This is a genomic window from Exiguobacterium sp. s181 (genome assembly GCF_018617125.1).
Taxonomy (GTDB): Bacteria; Bacillota; Bacilli; order Exiguobacteriales; family Exiguobacteriaceae; genus Exiguobacterium; species Exiguobacterium profundum.
The window spans coordinates 61,748-78,736 of the sequence record NZ_JACSJM010000005.1; the positions used below are offsets into that span (position 1 = coordinate 61,748).

The window sequence follows — 16,989 nt, forward strand, 5'->3', positions numbered from 1 at the left end:
GGGAATGGAACCAATCATTCAAGTGAACGGGTTGAAGAAATTGTTTGGGAACGAGGAAGCGTTACATGATGTGACGTTTACCGTTGGAAAAGGAGAAGTGTTCGGCTTCTTGGGACCGAGTGGTTCTGGAAAGACGACAACGATAAAAATCTTGACGTCACAACTCGCACAGACGGCCGGGGATGCTACCGTCTTCGGCGTGCCGGTCGCTGACTTGAAACAAGAACAGTACCGCAAACGCATCGGCGTGTTGACGGACAATAGCGGTCTCTATACACGACTTTCTATAGAAGAGAATTTGAGCTTATATTGTGACCTCTATGATGAACCGAAGACTCGGATCGATGAGGTATTGAACATGGTCAATCTTAACGGGGAACGGAAAAAGCGCATCGACAAACTCTCTAGAGGGATGTTGCAACGAGTGACGCTCGCACGCGCCCTTCTTCATGAACCAGAGCTCCTGTTTCTAGATGAACCGACCTCGGCTCTCGACCCGGTCAACTCTCGACATATCTATAAAGGGATTGAACGGTTGAAGGCAAACGGAACGACCATTTTTTTGACGACACATGACATGCAAGAAGCCGAGGAGCTGTGTGACCGTGTCGCTTTCTTACATCAAGGGTCGATTCAACTGCTCGATGCTCCGAACGTATTGCGCAGGAAATATGCGACAGGATCGATGCGAGTTGAATTGAACAACGGTCAGACGCATGAAGTGACACAAACCGACGAAGGCGCGGACTGGCTCCATAAACAGATGCGTGCTAAAAATATCGCATCGATTCACTCCAATGAGCCGACACTCGGCGACATCTTTATCGAAGTGACAGGGAGGAAATTATCATGACTTTTTCAATGAAACGTGCACTCGCCATTTTCCAAAAAGACTACAAGGATTTGTCTCGAAACTTGTTCGTCTCGTCGACCATGATCATGCCGCTCTTTTTCGCCGTCTTCTATTCACGAATCGGTGACGGCGGCGTCGATATCACGTACTTCGTCATCAACATCACGTTCAGCCTCGTGGCCATCTTTGTACAATGTGCGTTGATCGCCGAAGAGAAAGAGAAGAACACACTTCGCGGGCTCATGTTGTCCCCAGCGAGCACGCTCGACATCTTGCTTGGGAAGAGCGCCCTCACGTTCGTGACGACGATGATCCTCATCGTAGCCTCGTCATTTTTGATGGATTATGCCCCAAAAAATCTGGCTGTAATCGCCCTCGCGCTCATCGTCTCGACATTCTTTTATATCGGGATCGGAACGATGTTCGGCTTGATGACGAAGACAGTCATGGAAGCTTCATTGATTGTCATGTTACCGTTCTTTTTCTTCTCGTTTTCACCGATGTTGTTGCCATTACAAGACCGTTTCGCCATCATTGGATTGCTCGAGTATTTACCGAACGTGCTCTTGATTGATGTGGCTCATCAAGTGGAAGACGGTGCGAACTTCGGTGCCGTCGGGCTAGAGCTCGGGTTGCTCACTGCGTGGGCGCTTGCTGCATTCGTCGGTAGCGTGGTGATGTATAACCGGAAACAGACGGACTGAAAAAAGACGGAGCGACGAATAGAATCGTCGCTCCGTCCTTTCAAATATACTTCGTACACCAATCAAACTTACGACGCTCAGTCTTTTTTCGTCAGCAAATTAGTAAGTGTTTTTCTCACTTCTGGATTCTTTGCTAATGCTAATGCGGCACCACTGACTCCTGCTACAATCGATGCTCCCATCCATTTCTTGAACTCCGAATCTTTTTGAAATGACTTATCTACCATGCGTTCAATACGATCATTGAGTTTGTCTCTATTTTCATCCGATAGGTTGTCTTCTTTAAGTTGCTCGGAAAAGACATCAATCGCTTTATCAATTGTACCGTACACTTTATCTTGCGATTTTGAACCGACTCCCCCCATGTTGCTAACGGCATTTATGACGTCTGGGGTATGCTTTAAAATCATTTCGTATTGTTTAAAAGGGATGTCATTCATATCCTGTTCATCTCCCATAAGCTGTTTTGCAGATTGAACAATTTCTCCTTTTTCACTCATCACTCTACCTCCTAGTATGATCTCAATTCAAAGTTACGGTACGCATCGGTCCCAATATTCGACAAGTCGCGATACTGAAAAAAACGGTATGGTACCTTCTAATTTTACATGTTATACAAACGGCAATGCCTCTTCATGTTGCGTATTGGCATTGATCAAGCCACGGTTATGGAACGTCGAACTCAAATCCGCATAGTGGGTCGTAATCGGCAGTCGGGTCTTTAAAAGCGAATGGACGTGCATGAACGATAATCGATAGACATCCGTCAAAATGGCTTCAAACGGCAAGATCGTTGTCTGTTGGACGACTTTGAGTGGTTTCGCCATCCCAACACGCACATGAGGGTTGGTCGAGAGTAGATAGCCCATACGTTCTTTTGTATAGCTGAGCCCCTGTGAGGTCTTCCATTCTTTTTCATGAATCGCCATCCGTCGATTGACGTTTTTTAAAATCTCTATGTAATCGAATTGAATCCCGCGCGGAGAAAGAAGTGAATCGATGAGCGCCAAATCTTCACGACCGAATCCATCCCGGTGGAACGTGATATGCTTCGGTGCATGGCCGTATTGTTTTTCGAACGCATGAAGTGTGTCATAGACGATTTCCCGCATCGTCTCACCACTGATTTTTTCCCCCGCTTCACTTGTCGAAAGCGATTTCTGCTTAATCATTGCCCCGTCTTTTCCAATGATTTGAATGATGCCTGCTGCGTGTTTACCATTCTCATGGCTTACGTCTAACCCGACAAAACAATCCGAGTGGAGCGGTTCACCAAGAATCCAAGGCTGGAGACCTGCCTTCACGTAAATACCGAGTAGGATGTTGTAAAGTGTATCCTCAGAGCTCAGCACGCGGTTATGCAACTCGACACATTGCGTCACGACATCGTGTTTCCCACCGAATTGTCGTTTGATCGCTTGATACGAGTGCTGGAGCGACGCTTCCTCGGCGATGACGATGACGACACCTTCAAAGTGTTGCGGGATATCGTTCAATTGGTACGAAACATCCTCTGCCTGCAACAAACCGATAGAGAGCTTTTGGCTCAGTCCTCTAGGTTTGTTCGAGACGTTGAGCGTCACGCCAAAGCGTTCAGAGGTGATTTGAAGCTTTTTGATAAACTCGAGCACTTGTTGCCGCTTTTGATTGTCTCGCAGTTTCGGGTCGACAAAGAAACTGACGGTTGCCTCTCCCGTTTCAAATACACCACCTTGATTTAGACCGGTTTTTGCATAACTGGTGGTCTTCCCTTTTCCGAATCGAAGTCGTGGCGAAGGTAACGTTTGAATCGAGTAGCCGAGACGAGCCGGCCGTACATCTTGTCGCTCAAACTGAAGCATCGGGAGACGACCGATTAACGCGAGCGCTTCCGGCATGAGTTTCGACATGCGAGCGTCAGGCGACAATTTGATGATGCGATTGACTGCGCCGAGCTGTTTAGCTGGAATCGTCTCAAAGGAACAACTCTGTTTCAGTTGCTCGGGTAAGTATGGGAGGATGTGATTGTTTCGATCTTTGACGTGTACGACGAGTGCGTCGGGTGCGATGACTCGTTTTGGATCTTTCTTTGCGAAATAATCAATGATCGAACACTTTAGAATCGGACTCACTTCACTCGCTCGATAGGACGCGACTTCTACAAATTCGTACTCATATGACTTGGGGTGAGTCGAATCGATGACGCGCATTCCAGAAGACACAGATTTCGGCTCACGCTTGAGCTGCTGCAATAGGTTTTCGCGGTATTCAAATTGATGGGTCAAATCGAATCCGAAGACGATCTCATCCGTCTCCGACACGTTCACGTTGAGGTCGAGTGCGGGATAGATGAGAAGCCCACTTGTCGATTGTGGGTGCGCCTGTTTTGAGCGAAACTTTCCACGGTTCATCATGTATTGCGGATGGGCCAATCGCTCCAATTGCTTCTTCAACAGTCGTTCGAGTAACGTTCGCTCGACGTTACGTGAAAGATTGATCGGACGCGCCTCATATTGAAGAAACGTCTCGTCTCCCCACTGTTTGATTTCCTCAAATGAAGCAATGTACTGATCAAAGAACACGATCGGTTGAAAGTTATTCAGTTTATTCAATTGAAAAATCAACTTCCCGCCTTGCGTATGGCGTGACGATGGATCTTGGAGCGGTACGGTATAGAGATGGAGCGTCACGTCCGTTGCTTTCGTTAACGCTCGCCATTCTGTTAAATAATACTGGTTCATCTTTCCTTCATCCTTCCCCGTTGTTCAATCATTGCATCCACTATAACGGATTTCCTAATATTAGGTAGATAAAATAACGGATAGGGTTCAAATGAGAAGTTTACTTATGAGATAGAGATTTTGGAGGAAGTATTTATGTGGAGTGTTAAAAGGGCGGAAACGGCTGAATTGGAGCAAAGAAAAGACGGGAGAAAAATTATCATGACATTTTCAATGAAACGGGCACTTGCCATTTTCCAGAAAGACTATAAATATAAAGAATTGTCGCGGAACTTATTTGTCTCCTCGACGTTGATTATGCCGCTGTTCTTCGCCGTCCTCTATATCACAGCTCAGCGGAGGAGGCATCGACGTGACGTACTTCGTCATTAACATCACGTTCAGCCTCGTCGCGACGTTCGTCCAGTGTACCTTGATCGCCAAGAACACACTCCATGGGCTGATGTTATCGCCGGCGAGCACGCTCGACATCCTGCTCGGAAAGAGCGTGCTCACGTTCGTGACCACGCTCATCCTTATCGCGGCGTGTGCCTTTATCATGGGATACAGCCCTGCGAACCTGTTCGTCATCTCAATCGCACTCTTCGTCTCGACGTTCTTTTATATCGGGATTGGGACGATTCTCGGATTGATGACAAAAACGGTCATGGAAGCTTCGCTCATCGTCATGCCGGCGTTTTTCTTCTACTCGTTCTCAACCATGTTATTAGTAAATGAAGACCGGTTCGCCATCATCGGTTTGCTCGAGTACTTGCCGAACATCGTCTTAGTCGACCTTGCGCATCAAATCGAGGTGGGTGCTGGCCTTAGTGCTGCATGGTTGGAGCTGGTGATCTTGTCTGTCTGGGCGTTCGTTGTGTTCGTTGGAAGTATTGTGATGTATAACCGGAAACAGACGGACTAATCAAACTAGGTGTCGCTTTGACTTGAAAAGCACACCTTTTTCCGTATCTTACCTAACAAAAATAAAAGAGTAGCGTCCATTTGAGACACTACTTTTTATTACTCACACGAATGGCAACGCCTCATCATGCTACGTATTCGTATTGAATGTTATGGAACGTCGAGCTTAGTCAATTTTAAAGAAACAGCATCTGCACAAAGTATTCAGCGAGAAATTTTTACACTAAGCTCAAAGTCCCTTATTTAACCATTATTTATTGTAATCCATATCAACTTGGATACCTAATAATTTACTTTCATCTGATTCATCTGTAAGTATGAGCCTTGTACTATCTTCAATTATATTCTTATACTCCTCTTCAACCATTAAATCTTTAAAAGAAAGAATTATGTCTTCATTGATTGTTGCTATATATTGCAATCCGGAACTACTTGCTTTTTCATAGGCCAACTTAAGTAAATTATAGCGTTGTCTCGGGTCCATATTACCAAATAAACGACTATCATGAAAAAGGAATTCAAAATTATGATTTTGTTTTAATAATAAAATTGTCATATCAAAGCAGAATATTTTAACCTCATTCACTCCGTCAGAAGAATCGTCTTGAATTTTTGCAATAATATCAAATCGTATAGTATTATCACGATCATTATTATTTACTTTAATCCCACCTGGTTTTTTTTCATAAAAAGTTTTGGAAAGATCTCTAAATGTAGACATGATATCTTCAAGTAAATCTTGAATGGTGTCCAAATAATTGTCCGTGTCATTACTTTGAGTATTTAAGTCAGACTGTACATCTTTTAGTTTTTTCTTATAAGTTCGTAAAATTTCTTGATATTCATTTAAACGCTCGAGTTTCGTTTGCATATCATTTAGTTTTTTATTTAAATTATTATAGTCCTCGAGCGCACCATGTGAATTTAAATATTGTAAAGCTGTATCAAGTTTTTTTCCGACATTTTCAATCGAAATATCTATTTCTTTGAGTTTATCATTATTTTTTATTTTTTCTTTTGCAAGTCTTTTATTTCGATTTTTAAGAAGATTCTTTTGAAAATTGATTGCTTCCTCCATCTTCTTTACTACCATTTCAGGTACTTCTATACGAGACTGATTATATAAATTTATCACTTTTCTTTCAGACAAATCTGGTTGTATTTTCAAAGATTTATCTATATGCTTAATTGAATTATTAATAAGGGATCTTTTATTTTCTAATTCCTTTAATTGGTAGTGATTTTCATCTGCTTCTTTTTCAATATCATTGTAATTAGAAGCTATTTTGAATTCAGCTAGTTCATTTTTTAACTTTTCGATGCTATCCTCTAAGTCAAGAATTTCAATTTCTGTATCTTCATTGTTATTAAAGTGATCTCTAATAATTGGATCTTCTTCAATATTTGTCTTTAACTCTTTAGTCTGCCTAAACAAGGTTCGTAATCTTTGTTTTTCAGTCACAAATTCAGTTTCAAGTCCTAATAAAAATGAGTTGTTTAATACTTTACTGTATTCTTGCTCATTTTTAATGAAAGTATCATATGTTACATAGCTTTCCCTATCTCGTCTGATGAATCTTGGAAATAAAGTATTAAAAGTTAGATTGTTCACTTTTTCCGTTACATAAAACACTTTTTCTAGCATTATTGTTCTGAATTTTGGTAATGTTAATTTTTTACCATTTAATAAAATTTTGCTTTGATTAGATGTATTTCGTATTGAAGTATATTTTTCACCATCAATAGAAAATTCTAAAATGAATTCCCAATCTGGTATTTTTTCTTCAAAAGAGGAAATTTTGTTTGAACCTAAGCAAAAATGGAGAATATAAATTAATAAAGATTTCCCCACACCATTGTAAGTTTTATCTAAACTCTTATCATCAGGATTCGCCTGTTTCCCAATAATCAAATTTAATCCATCTTTAAATTCAATAGTATGAAATGAATCCATATTTGAGCTTAAGCGTATCAATCGCATATCTGCACTTTCCCCCTTACTCCCTCTTCAATAGCACCAATTATGAATAAAAAAGTTAAACCCAGGATAAAATTGTCTAAATCATGATGTATGGGTAAATCATCCGTATTATTTATTTTCTGAAACTCATTCCATAGTTCGTCAAAACTAATAGGTTCATCAATAAGGCCCAATATTACAGAACTAAGACCAAATATTGACTCAGATAATCTGATGTGCTTTTGTGGTAATATCATTTGATTATACCTCAGTAAGTTTTTTCGGTTTTTCAAAAATATCACATGATTCAAAATAAAAAGACATGAGTACTAAAACAGCATCCTTTACTGCTTTCTTACCGTTTGGGGAAGCATTATTAAGTATATAAAAAAATCTTTGGTCTGGATAATTTTCCTCATTATCACCTATAACGCCTTTAGATTCTTTATATAAATTTGAAAAACGTGTTTTTAGTTCATTCTTGACGTATTCCCCTGTGGCTGCAAAATACGTTTCTAAATCACCAATTTGGTAGCTTGCGACGTTCAATATATTTTCGACCCGTGCACTTAGATTATTAAAAACTATTTTATATTCAAAGTCAGGATCCTCAACATATGTATCTGATGTTTCTTCGACTTCTGAATTCATTAAATATTCTACTGCCTGATTCAGCACATCAAAATCTAAAAAGCTAATTTCTTCATTAGGGATTATACCTATAATATCTGTAATATCATCTTTAGAAAGTTCCATAAAAATAGTTTCTAAATTATTCGAACAAAAAGAATTACAAATAATATCAGTGTTTTCTGAATCAAGAAGAAGAAGTTCTTGCTCTACTTGAGGTGGTAATCCTTTATATTTATCATTAACCACATAGTAAAATTCTTTTATCTTACATAAACCATCCCAGTGTTTTTTTAGACCCTTGAAATCTTCTCTTAACTTACTTATAGCATCAGAAATAGTCTTTCCTTTATCAACATTCTCTGGGGCAAAAACTTGGTAATAGACACCTTTGATTTTATCAAATCCATCGTTTTTTCTATCTCCAATATTTCCATAAGGTTTAATCATTCTAAAATTAGAATTATATTTAATCATTATTTTTGAAAAGAGATTTTCGTAAAGTTGTCCATCACTCGTATGTACTTTCAATTGAAACATTATTCTAGCAATATATTTTTCACTTGTATTCATTTTTATAACTCCTTATAAATTTATTCTAGAATGTTTAAAAAAACATTTACTCTATTATACGTCTTGGTTTCCTCCCAAGAAATATCCATCCTAATTTTACCATAAATATTCTACTTCATTTTTATAAAAAGTAAGAAACAACTAATATATTTTGAGAGAATAATCACATAACTTCGTCACACAAAAAAGGTTTTTCACCAGTCTAACAAACTGATGAAAAACCACATAATAATATACTATCTTTTGTATCTTTTGGTTCGAAATTTTCTGTAGATTAAACTAAACAAAAATAGTTTCATACTAATCATTAATACAATATGTTGATTAAACGATTATCACATCATGCCGCCCATTCCACCCATGCCGCCCATGTCAGGCATGCCGCCGCCAGCGCCTGCTGGTTCTGGCTTGTCTGCGATGACTGCTTCTGTCGTGAGGAACATAGCTGATACGGATGCTGCGTTTTGCAGCGCGGAGCGCGTCACTTTCGCCGGATCGACGATACCGTGTGCAATCATATCGACGTACTCGCCCGTTGCCGCGTTGTAGCCGACACCGACTGACTCGTTCTTGAGTTTCTCGACGATGACCGAACCTTCTTCACCCGCGTTTTCCGCGATTTGACGGACCGGTGCTTCGAGGGCACGAAGGACGAGTTTGACACCTGTCGCTTCATCCGCTGTCACTTCTGCAAGGAGCGCACGAACGGCTGGGATGACGTTGATGAGCGATGTTCCGCCACCCGCCACGATTCCTTCTTCAACGGCCGCACGTGTCGCGTTGAGTGCGTCTTCGATGCGGAGTTTACGCTCTTTGAGCTCTGTCTCCGTCGCTGCACCGACTTTAACGACGGCTACGCCACCTGCGAGTTTCGCGAGACGCTCTTGGAGTTTTTCACGGTCGAAGTCAGACGTTGTCTCTTCGATTTGGTTGCGGATTGTTTGAACGCGTGCTTTGATTGTTTCTTCGTTCCCTGCACCTTCGACGACAGTCGTTGTGTCTTTTGTGACGACGACTTTCGATGCGCGACCGAGCATGTCGAGTGATGCTGATTTGAGGTCGAGACCGAGATCTTCTGTGATGACTTGACCTCCTGTGAGTGTCGCGAGGTCCTCGAGCATCGCTTTACGACGGTCACCGAATCCTGGTGCTTTGACGGCTACCGCGTTGAACGTACCACGGAGTTTGTTCAAGACGAGTGTCGCGAGGGCATCGCCTTCGATGTCTTCTGCGACGATCAAGATCGGCTTCCCTTGTTGCACGACTTGCTCGAGCACTGGGATGATTTCTTGAATGTTCGAGATCTTCTTGTCTGTGATCAAGATGTAAGGGTTGTCGAGTGACGCTTCCATCTTGTCAGAGTCTGATATCATGTAAGGTGACAGGTAGCCACGGTCGAACTGCATCCCTTCGACAACGTCGAGTTCTGTCGTGAAGCCGCGTGATTCTTCGATTGTGATGACACCGTCGTTCCCGACGCGCTCCATCGCTTCTGCAATCAATTCGCCGACTTCTTCGTCCGCTGCCGAGATAGCCGCGACTTGTGCGATCGCTTCTTTTGACTCGATTGGTTTCGAGATGGCTTTCAACTCTTCAAGCGCACGTGTGACCGCTTTGTCGATCCCTTTACGAAGGATCATCGGGTTCGCGCCCGCTGTTACGTTTTTGAGCCCTTCACGAATCATCGCTTGTGCGAGGACTGTCGCTGTTGTCGTACCGTCCCCTGCGACTTCGTTCGTCTTCGACGCGACTTCAGCAACAAGTTTCGCGCCCATGTTTTCGAAGCGGTCTTCGAGTTCGATTTCTTTCGCGATTGTCACACCATCGTTTGTGATGAGTGGTGAACCGAATTTTTTCTCGAGGACGACGTTACGTCCTTTTGGTCCAATTGTTACTTTGACTGCGTCAGCGAGTGCGTCGACGCCGCGAAGCATCGCGTGACGTGCATCTTCTGAGAATTTGATATCTTTTGCCATCGTTCATTTCCCCCTAAAAAAGTTTTTGAATAATGGTGCTTAGCCTACGATTGCGAGAATGTCGCTCTCGCGAACGATTAAGTACTCTTTTCCATCATGCTTCACTTCGGTACCTGCGTACTTCGAGTAGATGACCAAATCATTTTCTTTCACGTCGAGATCGATGCGCTTGCCTTCGTCCGTCACGCGGCCTGTTCCGACTGCGACGACTTTACCTTGTTGCGGCTTTTCTTTCGCCGTATCAGGAAGCACGATGCCCCCGATCGTCTTTTCTTCTTTCTCCACGACTTCGATGATGACACGATCGCCTAGTGGTTTTAACATGGAAAAACCCTCCTCCGAATATGAATGATGTAATGTGTATCGTAAGGTTTTAGCACTCAGTTAAAAGGAGTGCTAACATTGATAAGTGTAGTATGAGCCGATTAAAAAATCAAGTGGGATACATTAAAAAATGCTCTTACTCGCGGTCAAGAGAACTTATTTGTTACAATGAGAAAAAGGTAGGTTCACTCTTATGATTAAGGACGTGTTGAATTGGCTACACTAAACTCAAACCAATCGATAAATACCCGTTTTTCGATGGCGCCTAACATTCGTCTCCGGCACCTCACCCCGATTTTACTATATGCGTTCGTCCAGCTATTTCCGCTCGTGATTAAAGCGTTACGACCGGAATGGTTAACAGAAACGTTCGTCGGGCTCTGGCTCGCCATCGGATTCGGTGTGACGATTGTTCTGTCAATCTTGCTCATCTGGCCAGACTTGAAACAATACAAAGCCCAAGGTATCCAGTCGAACTTGAACGACACGGTCAAATGGATCGGGCTCGGGATTTTGATGCAATACGGGCTCGTCATCGTGGCGAACTTGATTGAGACGGCCATCTCGGGCGAACTCGTCGAATCGATGAACACACAAAACATCGCTGATATGGTGGAAGTTATTCCACTCATGATTTTGCCGGTCGTCTTGCTCGGACCAATCATCGAAGAGATTCTCTTCCGTCATATTTTGTTCGGGAACTTGAACGCGCGCTTCGGGTTCTGGATTGCCTTTGGTGTCAGTTCGATTCTTTTCGCACTCATCCACCAAGACAATCGCTTCCTCGTCTATATCGCGATGAGTTTCGCATTCTCTTACGCGTATGCGAAGACAAGACGATTGATCGTTCCAATCGCCATCCACACGTTTAACAACGCGCTCGTGATGCTCGTACTATTTTTAATGTAGAAATGAGGTGGCAGTTATGCCGCGACAATTAAAAGTGATGATGCTCTTCAGTCTCTCGTTCGGTGTGTTGTTCACCGTCCTCGCGTACTTCTCGGTACAAGAGTACGGCTTCAGCTTCTGGACGTACTTCATCATCGCCGTCGCCGCTTACGACTTTTTCAAAGTGTATCAAATCTTGGCACTCGCCCGAAAAGTCAAAAAAGAAGGCACGGACAAATCCGCATAACGAAACCCCGAGTCTTACGAACTCGGGGTTTTCTTTATATGGATGACGTTCGTCAAATCAATCTTTTCATGGAGTACAGCACTGCGAATCAACATACCACGACGCATCATGATGACACCAAACACGACGTACATCGTATCAAGCAACGGAACTGACGTCTCGTCAAAGAACCAGACGACGACAAAAAAGCTGAAAATTGAAAGAAAACCAATCGATGAGACGAGTTTCGAATCGACGGTTCGCAACATTGACTTGACTCTCTCTTCGTCGAACTGTTCGAGTTGCTCCTGATAAAGTGCATGAAAGATAACACCGAATCCCGCCACTGTAATCGTCATCCATTCACCGTTCCACCATCCAATCAAAAATACGATTGGATTGAAAAAAAGAAATGCCATTAATAGTTTTTTCCTCATCGAACCCCTCCTTATGATGGAATCCATAGTTTCGCAAAATCAAAATAGCCGAACAAGTCGACACAGACGTCCTTCAGCTCGACCGGGAACGGTATGGTCCTCTCCTCGTTATAGAGCGGGATGAAGTACGACTTCTCTTTTAACTCGCGCTCAATCTCCCGGTGCAGCGGCAACCAGTCTTCAAACGGCAGGTCATCATATTGCCTGACCCGCTCCACCATCCCCTCGATATAAGGGAACACTTTATGAGGAGGCGAGTACTCGTTCGTCATGAACTGTTCAAACCCGAGCGTGATGTTCCGCTCGAACACTTCCCCGTGAACGACCAAATCAACGTATTCATAATACGTCTTGTCATGAATCGAATCTTTAAAGCTGATGGGCACGAACTCATAGGCAATCCCATGACGTGTCAACATCTCGGCAATCCAGTCGGTCGTATCGTTCGTGAAGTCCGTCTGTTTGATGCGAATCGGTCGGTCGAACGTGACGGGTGTTCCTTTTGGAATGCGATACGTCTCGCTCAGCGAACCGAGAAAACCTCGGTCGTTCGGTGTTCTCCGTTCATTCCGTGTCCCGATCTCCGGTCGAATCTCCGCAATCAAGCGATGCACGTAATGTCTCGACTCTTCATTGGCGAACACACTATTCGGATGACTGTTCAAGATGACAAGCCCGAACCCGGACGGTGTCGAGATGTGTCCGGTTTCTTTGGAATCTCTTGATGAGATGCGATACGTCGGATCGTATCCGTCCGGCACTTTAATGAACTCGACCCGGTCGAGGAGCGCCCGCACCCCAAAATAATTCTCGAAGGCGAGGAGGACCGTCTTCTCCTTGTCATGGCGATCCAATTGAAACGGTCCCGTCCCGACACTTCCTTTAGCGATACTCGTATGAATCATCGACAGTTTCGGGATGTACGAATTCCGAGGCCGGTCGAGCGTGACGTCGACGCGATACGTGCCGTTCGATGCGATATGCCGGACGTGCCGATACATATACCGATACGCATCCGACTGAACGAGTGTGCGTAAACTTTTCGTCACATCTTTACTCGTCATGAGCGACCCGTCATGGAATCGTACCCCTTTCCGAAGAAACAAGACGAGCGTATTCCCCTGCCATTCATAGTGATGCGCAAGCTCCCCTGTGACCTCACCAGACGCGTCAATCATGAACAGACGATTGAAGACGTTCTGGACGAGGTGGGCACTGTGGATGTCAGCCGCCTCGAGCGGATGTGTCGTCAAAAAGTGACGGCGTCGCGGGATGATGAGCGCATCACTCGATGTTTGGACGTAACCGAACTTCTTCTCGAGTTGACGCATGAACCGACCCGCCTGTGCCGGTGACCAGTCCCACTCCAGCTGATTTGTCACTGCCTCGACCGACTCTTTCTCCATGCGGTCAAGCAGCTGTTTCGCCAAATCACGCTCGACGTGTCGTAGCCATTCGAGACGCGTCAAATTCCCCCGTCCGCGGCCGCTCGTATACGTAAGCCATCCTTCTTCTTGCCACCGTGACAAATGACGCTTCGTCTGTTTCGGGCTTAAATGAATGGCTTCCGCCATATCGGAAATCGTGTACGCTCCGTCCCGACACTCTTTCCACAATCGAAATAAATACGCATCCACGTCACATCCCCCCCTTAAAAGTGGACATCATTTCCCCATGTCGTCCATTTTTCAAATCCGTTGTCTTGTTTATCATACAGGTACAGAATGGAAGGTGACAAGATGAAATGGAAAGATATACCTAAACCAATAAAAGTTCGACTCGTGACATCATTTTTTAATCGTTCGGTCTCATTCGCCATCATGCCGTTCATGGCACTTCTCTTTGTCAAAGCGTTCAATGAATGGATCGCGGGCGTCTTCTTGATCTCGCTCGTCTGTCTCGGATACGTGATCGGGTTGATTGGAGGCTATCTCGCCGATAAATTCTCACGGAAGCGACTCCTCGTGTTGACGGCTAGCCTCACGGCCTCGATGTTTCTCGTCATGACGCTCAGTCTTCAGTTCGACCAGATGATCGTCTTCATGATCGCTTATACGATTTTCACGGTCACGAACAACCTCGGGCGACCGGCAATGAGTGCCATCATCATCGATGCGACAACGCCTGAGAACCGAAAAGCCGTGTACGCGCTCGATTACTGGTTGATCAACCTCTCAATCACGATCGGGACGGCACTCGGAGGCTGGCTCTATGTCAGCAACCAGCTGTTACTGTTTTGGATTTTGACGTTCACGTCGAGCATGTTGCCGATCGCGTACGCCATCTTCCTCGAGGACACGAAACGGACGTGGACGTCCCAAAAGCTTCGCCTCGTCTTCGTCGACGTGTTCCAAAGCTATCAAATCGCCTGGCGTGACCGTCCGTTCGTCAAAGTCGTCTTCGGCTCGATGTGTATCCTCGCTGCCGAGTTCTCGATGGGTAGTTATGTCGCGGTCCGGCTCGCCGATTCATTCGAACCGCTCTCGATTGAATCATGGACGATCAATGGGGTGCGGATGATGAGCCTCATTCAAATCGAAAATACGCTCATCGTCGTCGCGTTGACATTCTTCATTCAACGTCTCGCCTCACGTTTCTCAAACAAGCATACGCTACTCGGCGGACTCGCGTTGTACACGATCGGGTACGCCGTCATCACGAGCGCGAACTCGATGATGCTCCTTCTCGGTTTCATGCTCATCGCAACATTCGGCGAATTGTTGTACTCACCGGTATTGAACACGGAGAAGGCGAACATGATGCCAGAAGACCGCCGTGGTGCGTACTCGGCGTTTGCCGGGACCTCGTTCGCCGGTGCCGACTTCTTATCACGTTCGACGATTTTGATTGGGTCGCTTCTCACCCCGTTCATGATGAGCGTCTACATCGGACTGTTGGTCAGCTTCGGCTGTTTCCTCGTCTATAGCGGCATCTATGTAAAAGAAAAGCTCGTCCTGCGACGAGCCGCGTCCTAAATCAAACCCATCCTTTCTCAGTGGAAGGATGGGTTTTAGTCGAGCTGTTGTTGATGCATCGCATAGATCAAGGTCAACGCCCGGATGCAGAAGATTGTCGAGAAGCCATAGATGCTCAGCTCGAGCAACGAAACAGATGGATATTGTAGGGCAAGGGAGACCACATAGCCTACTAAACAAAGCAAGACGACAAGTGTGATCGTCCACTCATCCGACTTCCGCTTCATCTTCTCAGCCAACCCCTTCTCTTCTTTCTCTACGCGTTCACGCTGCCAAAAGTAAAAGAGCAAGGCATACATCGCAAACGAGGTTCTTGGAACGTCGCCTAAGAGCAAATCAAAAATGATGAGACCTAAAAATAAGTATGTCCCTAACTGATAGCCGCTCTTCATTTGAAGACGCGAACGAAGTGATCCGTTTGACCCCCACTTCATAATCCAATCACCGCCACGGTCAATCCACCGTAGACGAACCCGAGTACGATGGCACTGATGGCCATACGTTTATATTGCGGATATTGATAAAGGGCAACCGCCCCACCAACGACGTGTACGAAAGCGACGATGAACGTCAAAATCGGAAAAAGCATAAAGAACCTCTTTTCTTTTTAGGAAATCATGGAAACAAATCCATTTTCCGATATACTTGAGTGCGAACTCATTATAACAATTATGGATAAGGAGTTGGAGTCCTATGTATGATTCGCGTATGGATTTGACGACAGAAGAAATGTTACTCGTGAACAGCGAAGTCGAAAAACGAAAACGTAGCTTGCTCGTCGCCTACTTGCTATGGTTTTTCCTCGGTGCATTTGGTGCGCACCGTTTCTATTTCAAAAAAATCGGTTCAGGAATCGCCATGGTCCTACTCGTCGTCTTGACGCTCGGTCTCGGTGCATTCATCACAGGCATTTGGGCACTCGTCGATGCGTTCCTCATGCCAGGTTGGCAACAACGGGAAGTCGAGCAGATTGAGCGCGAGACGATTGAGCTGCTTCAAACACGCTCTGATCGCTATACAGGTTTTTAATCTAAAAAGACGATTGAGGCATATCGCCCCGATCGTCTTTTAATGTTCTGTTAAGTAGAAGGCGAAGTCCCGTGATTTTCGCTCTTTCACTGCATGATGAATCCAGAGCCACGCCAACCCTTCGAGCTCACGAGCAAGTTTTAGTCCGTGGAGCGGATGCGTATCGAATCCGATTTCGTTCGATAGCTCGACAACAAGCCGCACCGCTTCCTCATCTTCACCTGCGACGAACATGACGGAGCCATCCGGATCGCCTAAATTCTCGACCCCTGTCTGATTGAACGCCTTCACAACTTTCGTATCCGGAATGAGTCGCTGCAAATACTCCGCTCCCGAAACCCCGTCCGGTCGCTCGACCTCGTTAAATTCGATGACAATCGGATTCGTCACATCAATCAATACTTTCCCATCCAGACCGTCGAGTGTCGGTATCAGATCGACTGCGACCGCGAACGGCGTACAGAGCAATAGGACATCGCTCGTCGAGGCGACCTCTTGTAGCGTCAATGTCCCTTCCCGTTCCGTCCGTGTCCCGTACAGCACCTCATAGCCTGCTCGTTCGAACTGCTCCCCGAGCGTGCGTCCGACTTTCCCGGCACCTAAAATCAAGAGTTTCATGTCTCACAGCTCCTCGTCTGTCCGCGTGACCATTCCTCCGAACTCTGCTGCAAGCCCGTCTAAAATCGACTCTTATGGGAACGTGACGATGTGATACGGTTGTTTTTCCTTTTTAGCTATGAAAAATTCCTCCTTTTAGGTAGAAAACATGACGCGCACTTATCCTACTCTTT

At 44.8% G+C, this 16,989-nt stretch carries 20 protein-coding genes; 8 read left to right on the top strand and 12 right to left on the bottom strand.

The features are described 5' to 3' along the window. The first annotated feature begins 4 nt into the window (after positions 1-4). Together KNO70_RS14355 and KNO70_RS14360 are read left to right on the top strand one after the other, a co-directional pair. On the top strand, positions 5-853 hold the full coding sequence (locus KNO70_RS14355) for an ABC transporter ATP-binding protein (protein WP_214812781.1): 849 nt from the start codon (positions 5-7) through the stop codon (positions 851-853). Then, positions 850-1,557: an ABC transporter permease gene (locus KNO70_RS14360; protein ID WP_214812782.1), complete on the top strand. Its 708-nt coding sequence runs from the start codon at positions 850-852 to the stop codon at positions 1,555-1,557. The genes KNO70_RS14355 and KNO70_RS14360 overlap by 4 nt, the downstream gene beginning before the upstream one ends. 77 nt (positions 1,558-1,634) lie before the next feature. Here KNO70_RS14360 and KNO70_RS14365 read toward each other — a convergent pair whose 3' ends face one another. Both KNO70_RS14365 and KNO70_RS14370 read right to left on the bottom strand, forming a co-directional pair. After that, entirely contained in the window at positions 1,635-2,057 is a 423-nt protein-coding gene (locus tag KNO70_RS14365) for a hypothetical protein (protein WP_214812783.1), read from the bottom strand. 111 nt (positions 2,058-2,168) lie between these two features. Further along, positions 2,169-4,277, bottom strand: coding sequence for a Piwi domain-containing protein (locus KNO70_RS14370; protein WP_214812784.1), 2,109 nt, complete (start codon positions 4,275-4,277; stop codon positions 2,169-2,171). Between the two features lie 201 nt (positions 4,278-4,478). On the opposite strand from KNO70_RS14370, the gene KNO70_RS16195 reads away from it, so the two are divergent. Both KNO70_RS16195 and KNO70_RS14375 read left to right on the top strand, forming a co-directional pair. Continuing rightward, entirely contained in the window at positions 4,479-4,649 is a 171-nt protein-coding gene (locus tag KNO70_RS16195; RefSeq protein WP_251030138.1) for a hypothetical protein, read from the top strand. Next, entirely contained in the window at positions 4,630-5,181 is a 552-nt protein-coding gene (locus KNO70_RS14375) for an ABC transporter permease (RefSeq protein WP_251030139.1), read from the top strand. The genes KNO70_RS16195 and KNO70_RS14375 overlap by 20 nt, the downstream gene beginning before the upstream one ends. A gap of 249 nt (positions 5,182-5,430) precedes the next feature. On the opposite strand, the gene KNO70_RS14380 is transcribed toward KNO70_RS14375, so the two are convergent. The 5 genes from KNO70_RS14380 to groES all read right to left on the bottom strand — a co-directional run bounded on the left by KNO70_RS14380 (position 5,431) and on the right by groES (position 10,643). Next, positions 5,431-7,161 carry a DUF2326 domain-containing protein gene (locus tag KNO70_RS14380; protein WP_214812785.1) on the bottom strand — a complete coding sequence of 577 codons (1,731 nt, stop codon included), beginning with the start codon at positions 7,159-7,161 and terminating at the stop codon, positions 5,431-5,433. Continuing rightward, positions 7,152-7,397 carry an ABC-three component system middle component 6 gene (locus KNO70_RS16335; protein ID WP_353048028.1) on the bottom strand — a complete coding sequence of 82 codons (246 nt, stop codon included), beginning with the start codon at positions 7,395-7,397 and terminating at the stop codon, positions 7,152-7,154. The genes KNO70_RS14380 and KNO70_RS16335 overlap by 10 nt, the downstream gene beginning before the upstream one ends. Positions 7,398-7,401: 4 nt before the next feature. Then, positions 7,402-8,343 (bottom strand): ABC-three component system protein, encoded by a 942-nt coding sequence (locus KNO70_RS14385; RefSeq protein ID WP_214812786.1) that lies wholly within the window; start codon positions 8,341-8,343, stop codon positions 7,402-7,404. Between the two features lie 335 nt (positions 8,344-8,678). Beyond that, positions 8,679-10,319, bottom strand: a complete 1,641-nt coding sequence (groL, locus tag KNO70_RS14390) for a chaperonin GroEL (RefSeq protein ID WP_214812787.1) — start codon at positions 10,317-10,319, stop codon at positions 8,679-8,681. Between the two features lie 39 nt (positions 10,320-10,358). After that, positions 10,359-10,643, bottom strand: a complete 285-nt coding sequence (groES, locus tag KNO70_RS14395; protein WP_015880602.1) for a co-chaperone GroES — start codon at positions 10,641-10,643, stop codon at positions 10,359-10,361. A 213-nt stretch (positions 10,644-10,856) separates the two neighbouring features. Here groES and KNO70_RS14400 point away from each other — a divergent pair, with 213 nt between their 5' ends. Continuing rightward, the gene (locus KNO70_RS14400) at positions 10,857-11,552 is read left to right on the top strand and encodes a CPBP family intramembrane glutamic endopeptidase (protein ID WP_251025662.1); all 696 of its coding nucleotides are present in this window, start codon (positions 10,857-10,859) and stop codon (positions 11,550-11,552) included. 16 nt (positions 11,553-11,568) lie between these two features. After that, entirely contained in the window at positions 11,569-11,778 is a 210-nt protein-coding gene (locus tag KNO70_RS14405; protein WP_015880600.1) for a YdiK family protein, read from the top strand. A gap of 14 nt (positions 11,779-11,792) precedes the next feature. Here the strand turns inward: KNO70_RS14405 and KNO70_RS14410 are convergent, their stop codons facing one another. Together KNO70_RS14410 and KNO70_RS14415 are read right to left on the bottom strand one after the other, a co-directional pair. Further along, positions 11,793-12,194, bottom strand: coding sequence for a hypothetical protein (locus KNO70_RS14410; protein WP_214812788.1), 402 nt, complete (start codon positions 12,192-12,194; stop codon positions 11,793-11,795). Positions 12,195-12,205: 11 nt separating this feature from the next. Then, positions 12,206-13,831 carry an ABC transporter substrate-binding protein gene (locus tag KNO70_RS14415; protein ID WP_214812789.1) on the bottom strand — a complete coding sequence of 542 codons (1,626 nt, stop codon included), beginning with the start codon at positions 13,829-13,831 and terminating at the stop codon, positions 12,206-12,208. A gap of 102 nt (positions 13,832-13,933) precedes the next feature. Between KNO70_RS14415 and KNO70_RS14420 the strand changes: the two genes are divergently transcribed. After that, positions 13,934-15,169: an MDR family MFS transporter gene (locus KNO70_RS14420; RefSeq protein ID WP_168169827.1), complete on the top strand. Its 1,236-nt coding sequence runs from the start codon at positions 13,934-13,936 to the stop codon at positions 15,167-15,169. A 35-nt stretch (positions 15,170-15,204) separates the two neighbouring features. Here KNO70_RS14420 and KNO70_RS14425 read toward each other — a convergent pair whose 3' ends face one another. Both KNO70_RS14425 and KNO70_RS14430 read right to left on the bottom strand, forming a co-directional pair. Further along, complete coding sequence (locus KNO70_RS14425) at positions 15,205-15,603, bottom strand: hypothetical protein (RefSeq protein ID WP_214812790.1); 399 nt, start codon at positions 15,601-15,603, stop codon at positions 15,205-15,207. After that, complete coding sequence (locus tag KNO70_RS14430; RefSeq protein WP_031424520.1) at positions 15,600-15,758, bottom strand: hypothetical protein; 159 nt, start codon at positions 15,756-15,758, stop codon at positions 15,600-15,602. Before KNO70_RS14430 ends, KNO70_RS14425 begins: the two co-directional genes overlap by 4 nt. A gap of 104 nt (positions 15,759-15,862) precedes the next feature. Here KNO70_RS14430 and KNO70_RS14435 point away from each other — a divergent pair, with 104 nt between their 5' ends. Further along, positions 15,863-16,198, top strand: a complete 336-nt coding sequence (locus KNO70_RS14435; RefSeq protein WP_074032574.1) for a TM2 domain-containing protein — start codon at positions 15,863-15,865, stop codon at positions 16,196-16,198. A gap of 39 nt (positions 16,199-16,237) precedes the next feature. Here KNO70_RS14435 and KNO70_RS14440 read toward each other — a convergent pair whose 3' ends face one another. Further along, positions 16,238-16,816, bottom strand: coding sequence for an NADPH-dependent F420 reductase (locus KNO70_RS14440; RefSeq protein WP_214812791.1), 579 nt, complete (start codon positions 16,814-16,816; stop codon positions 16,238-16,240). Between the last annotated feature and the right edge of the window lie 173 nt (positions 16,817-16,989).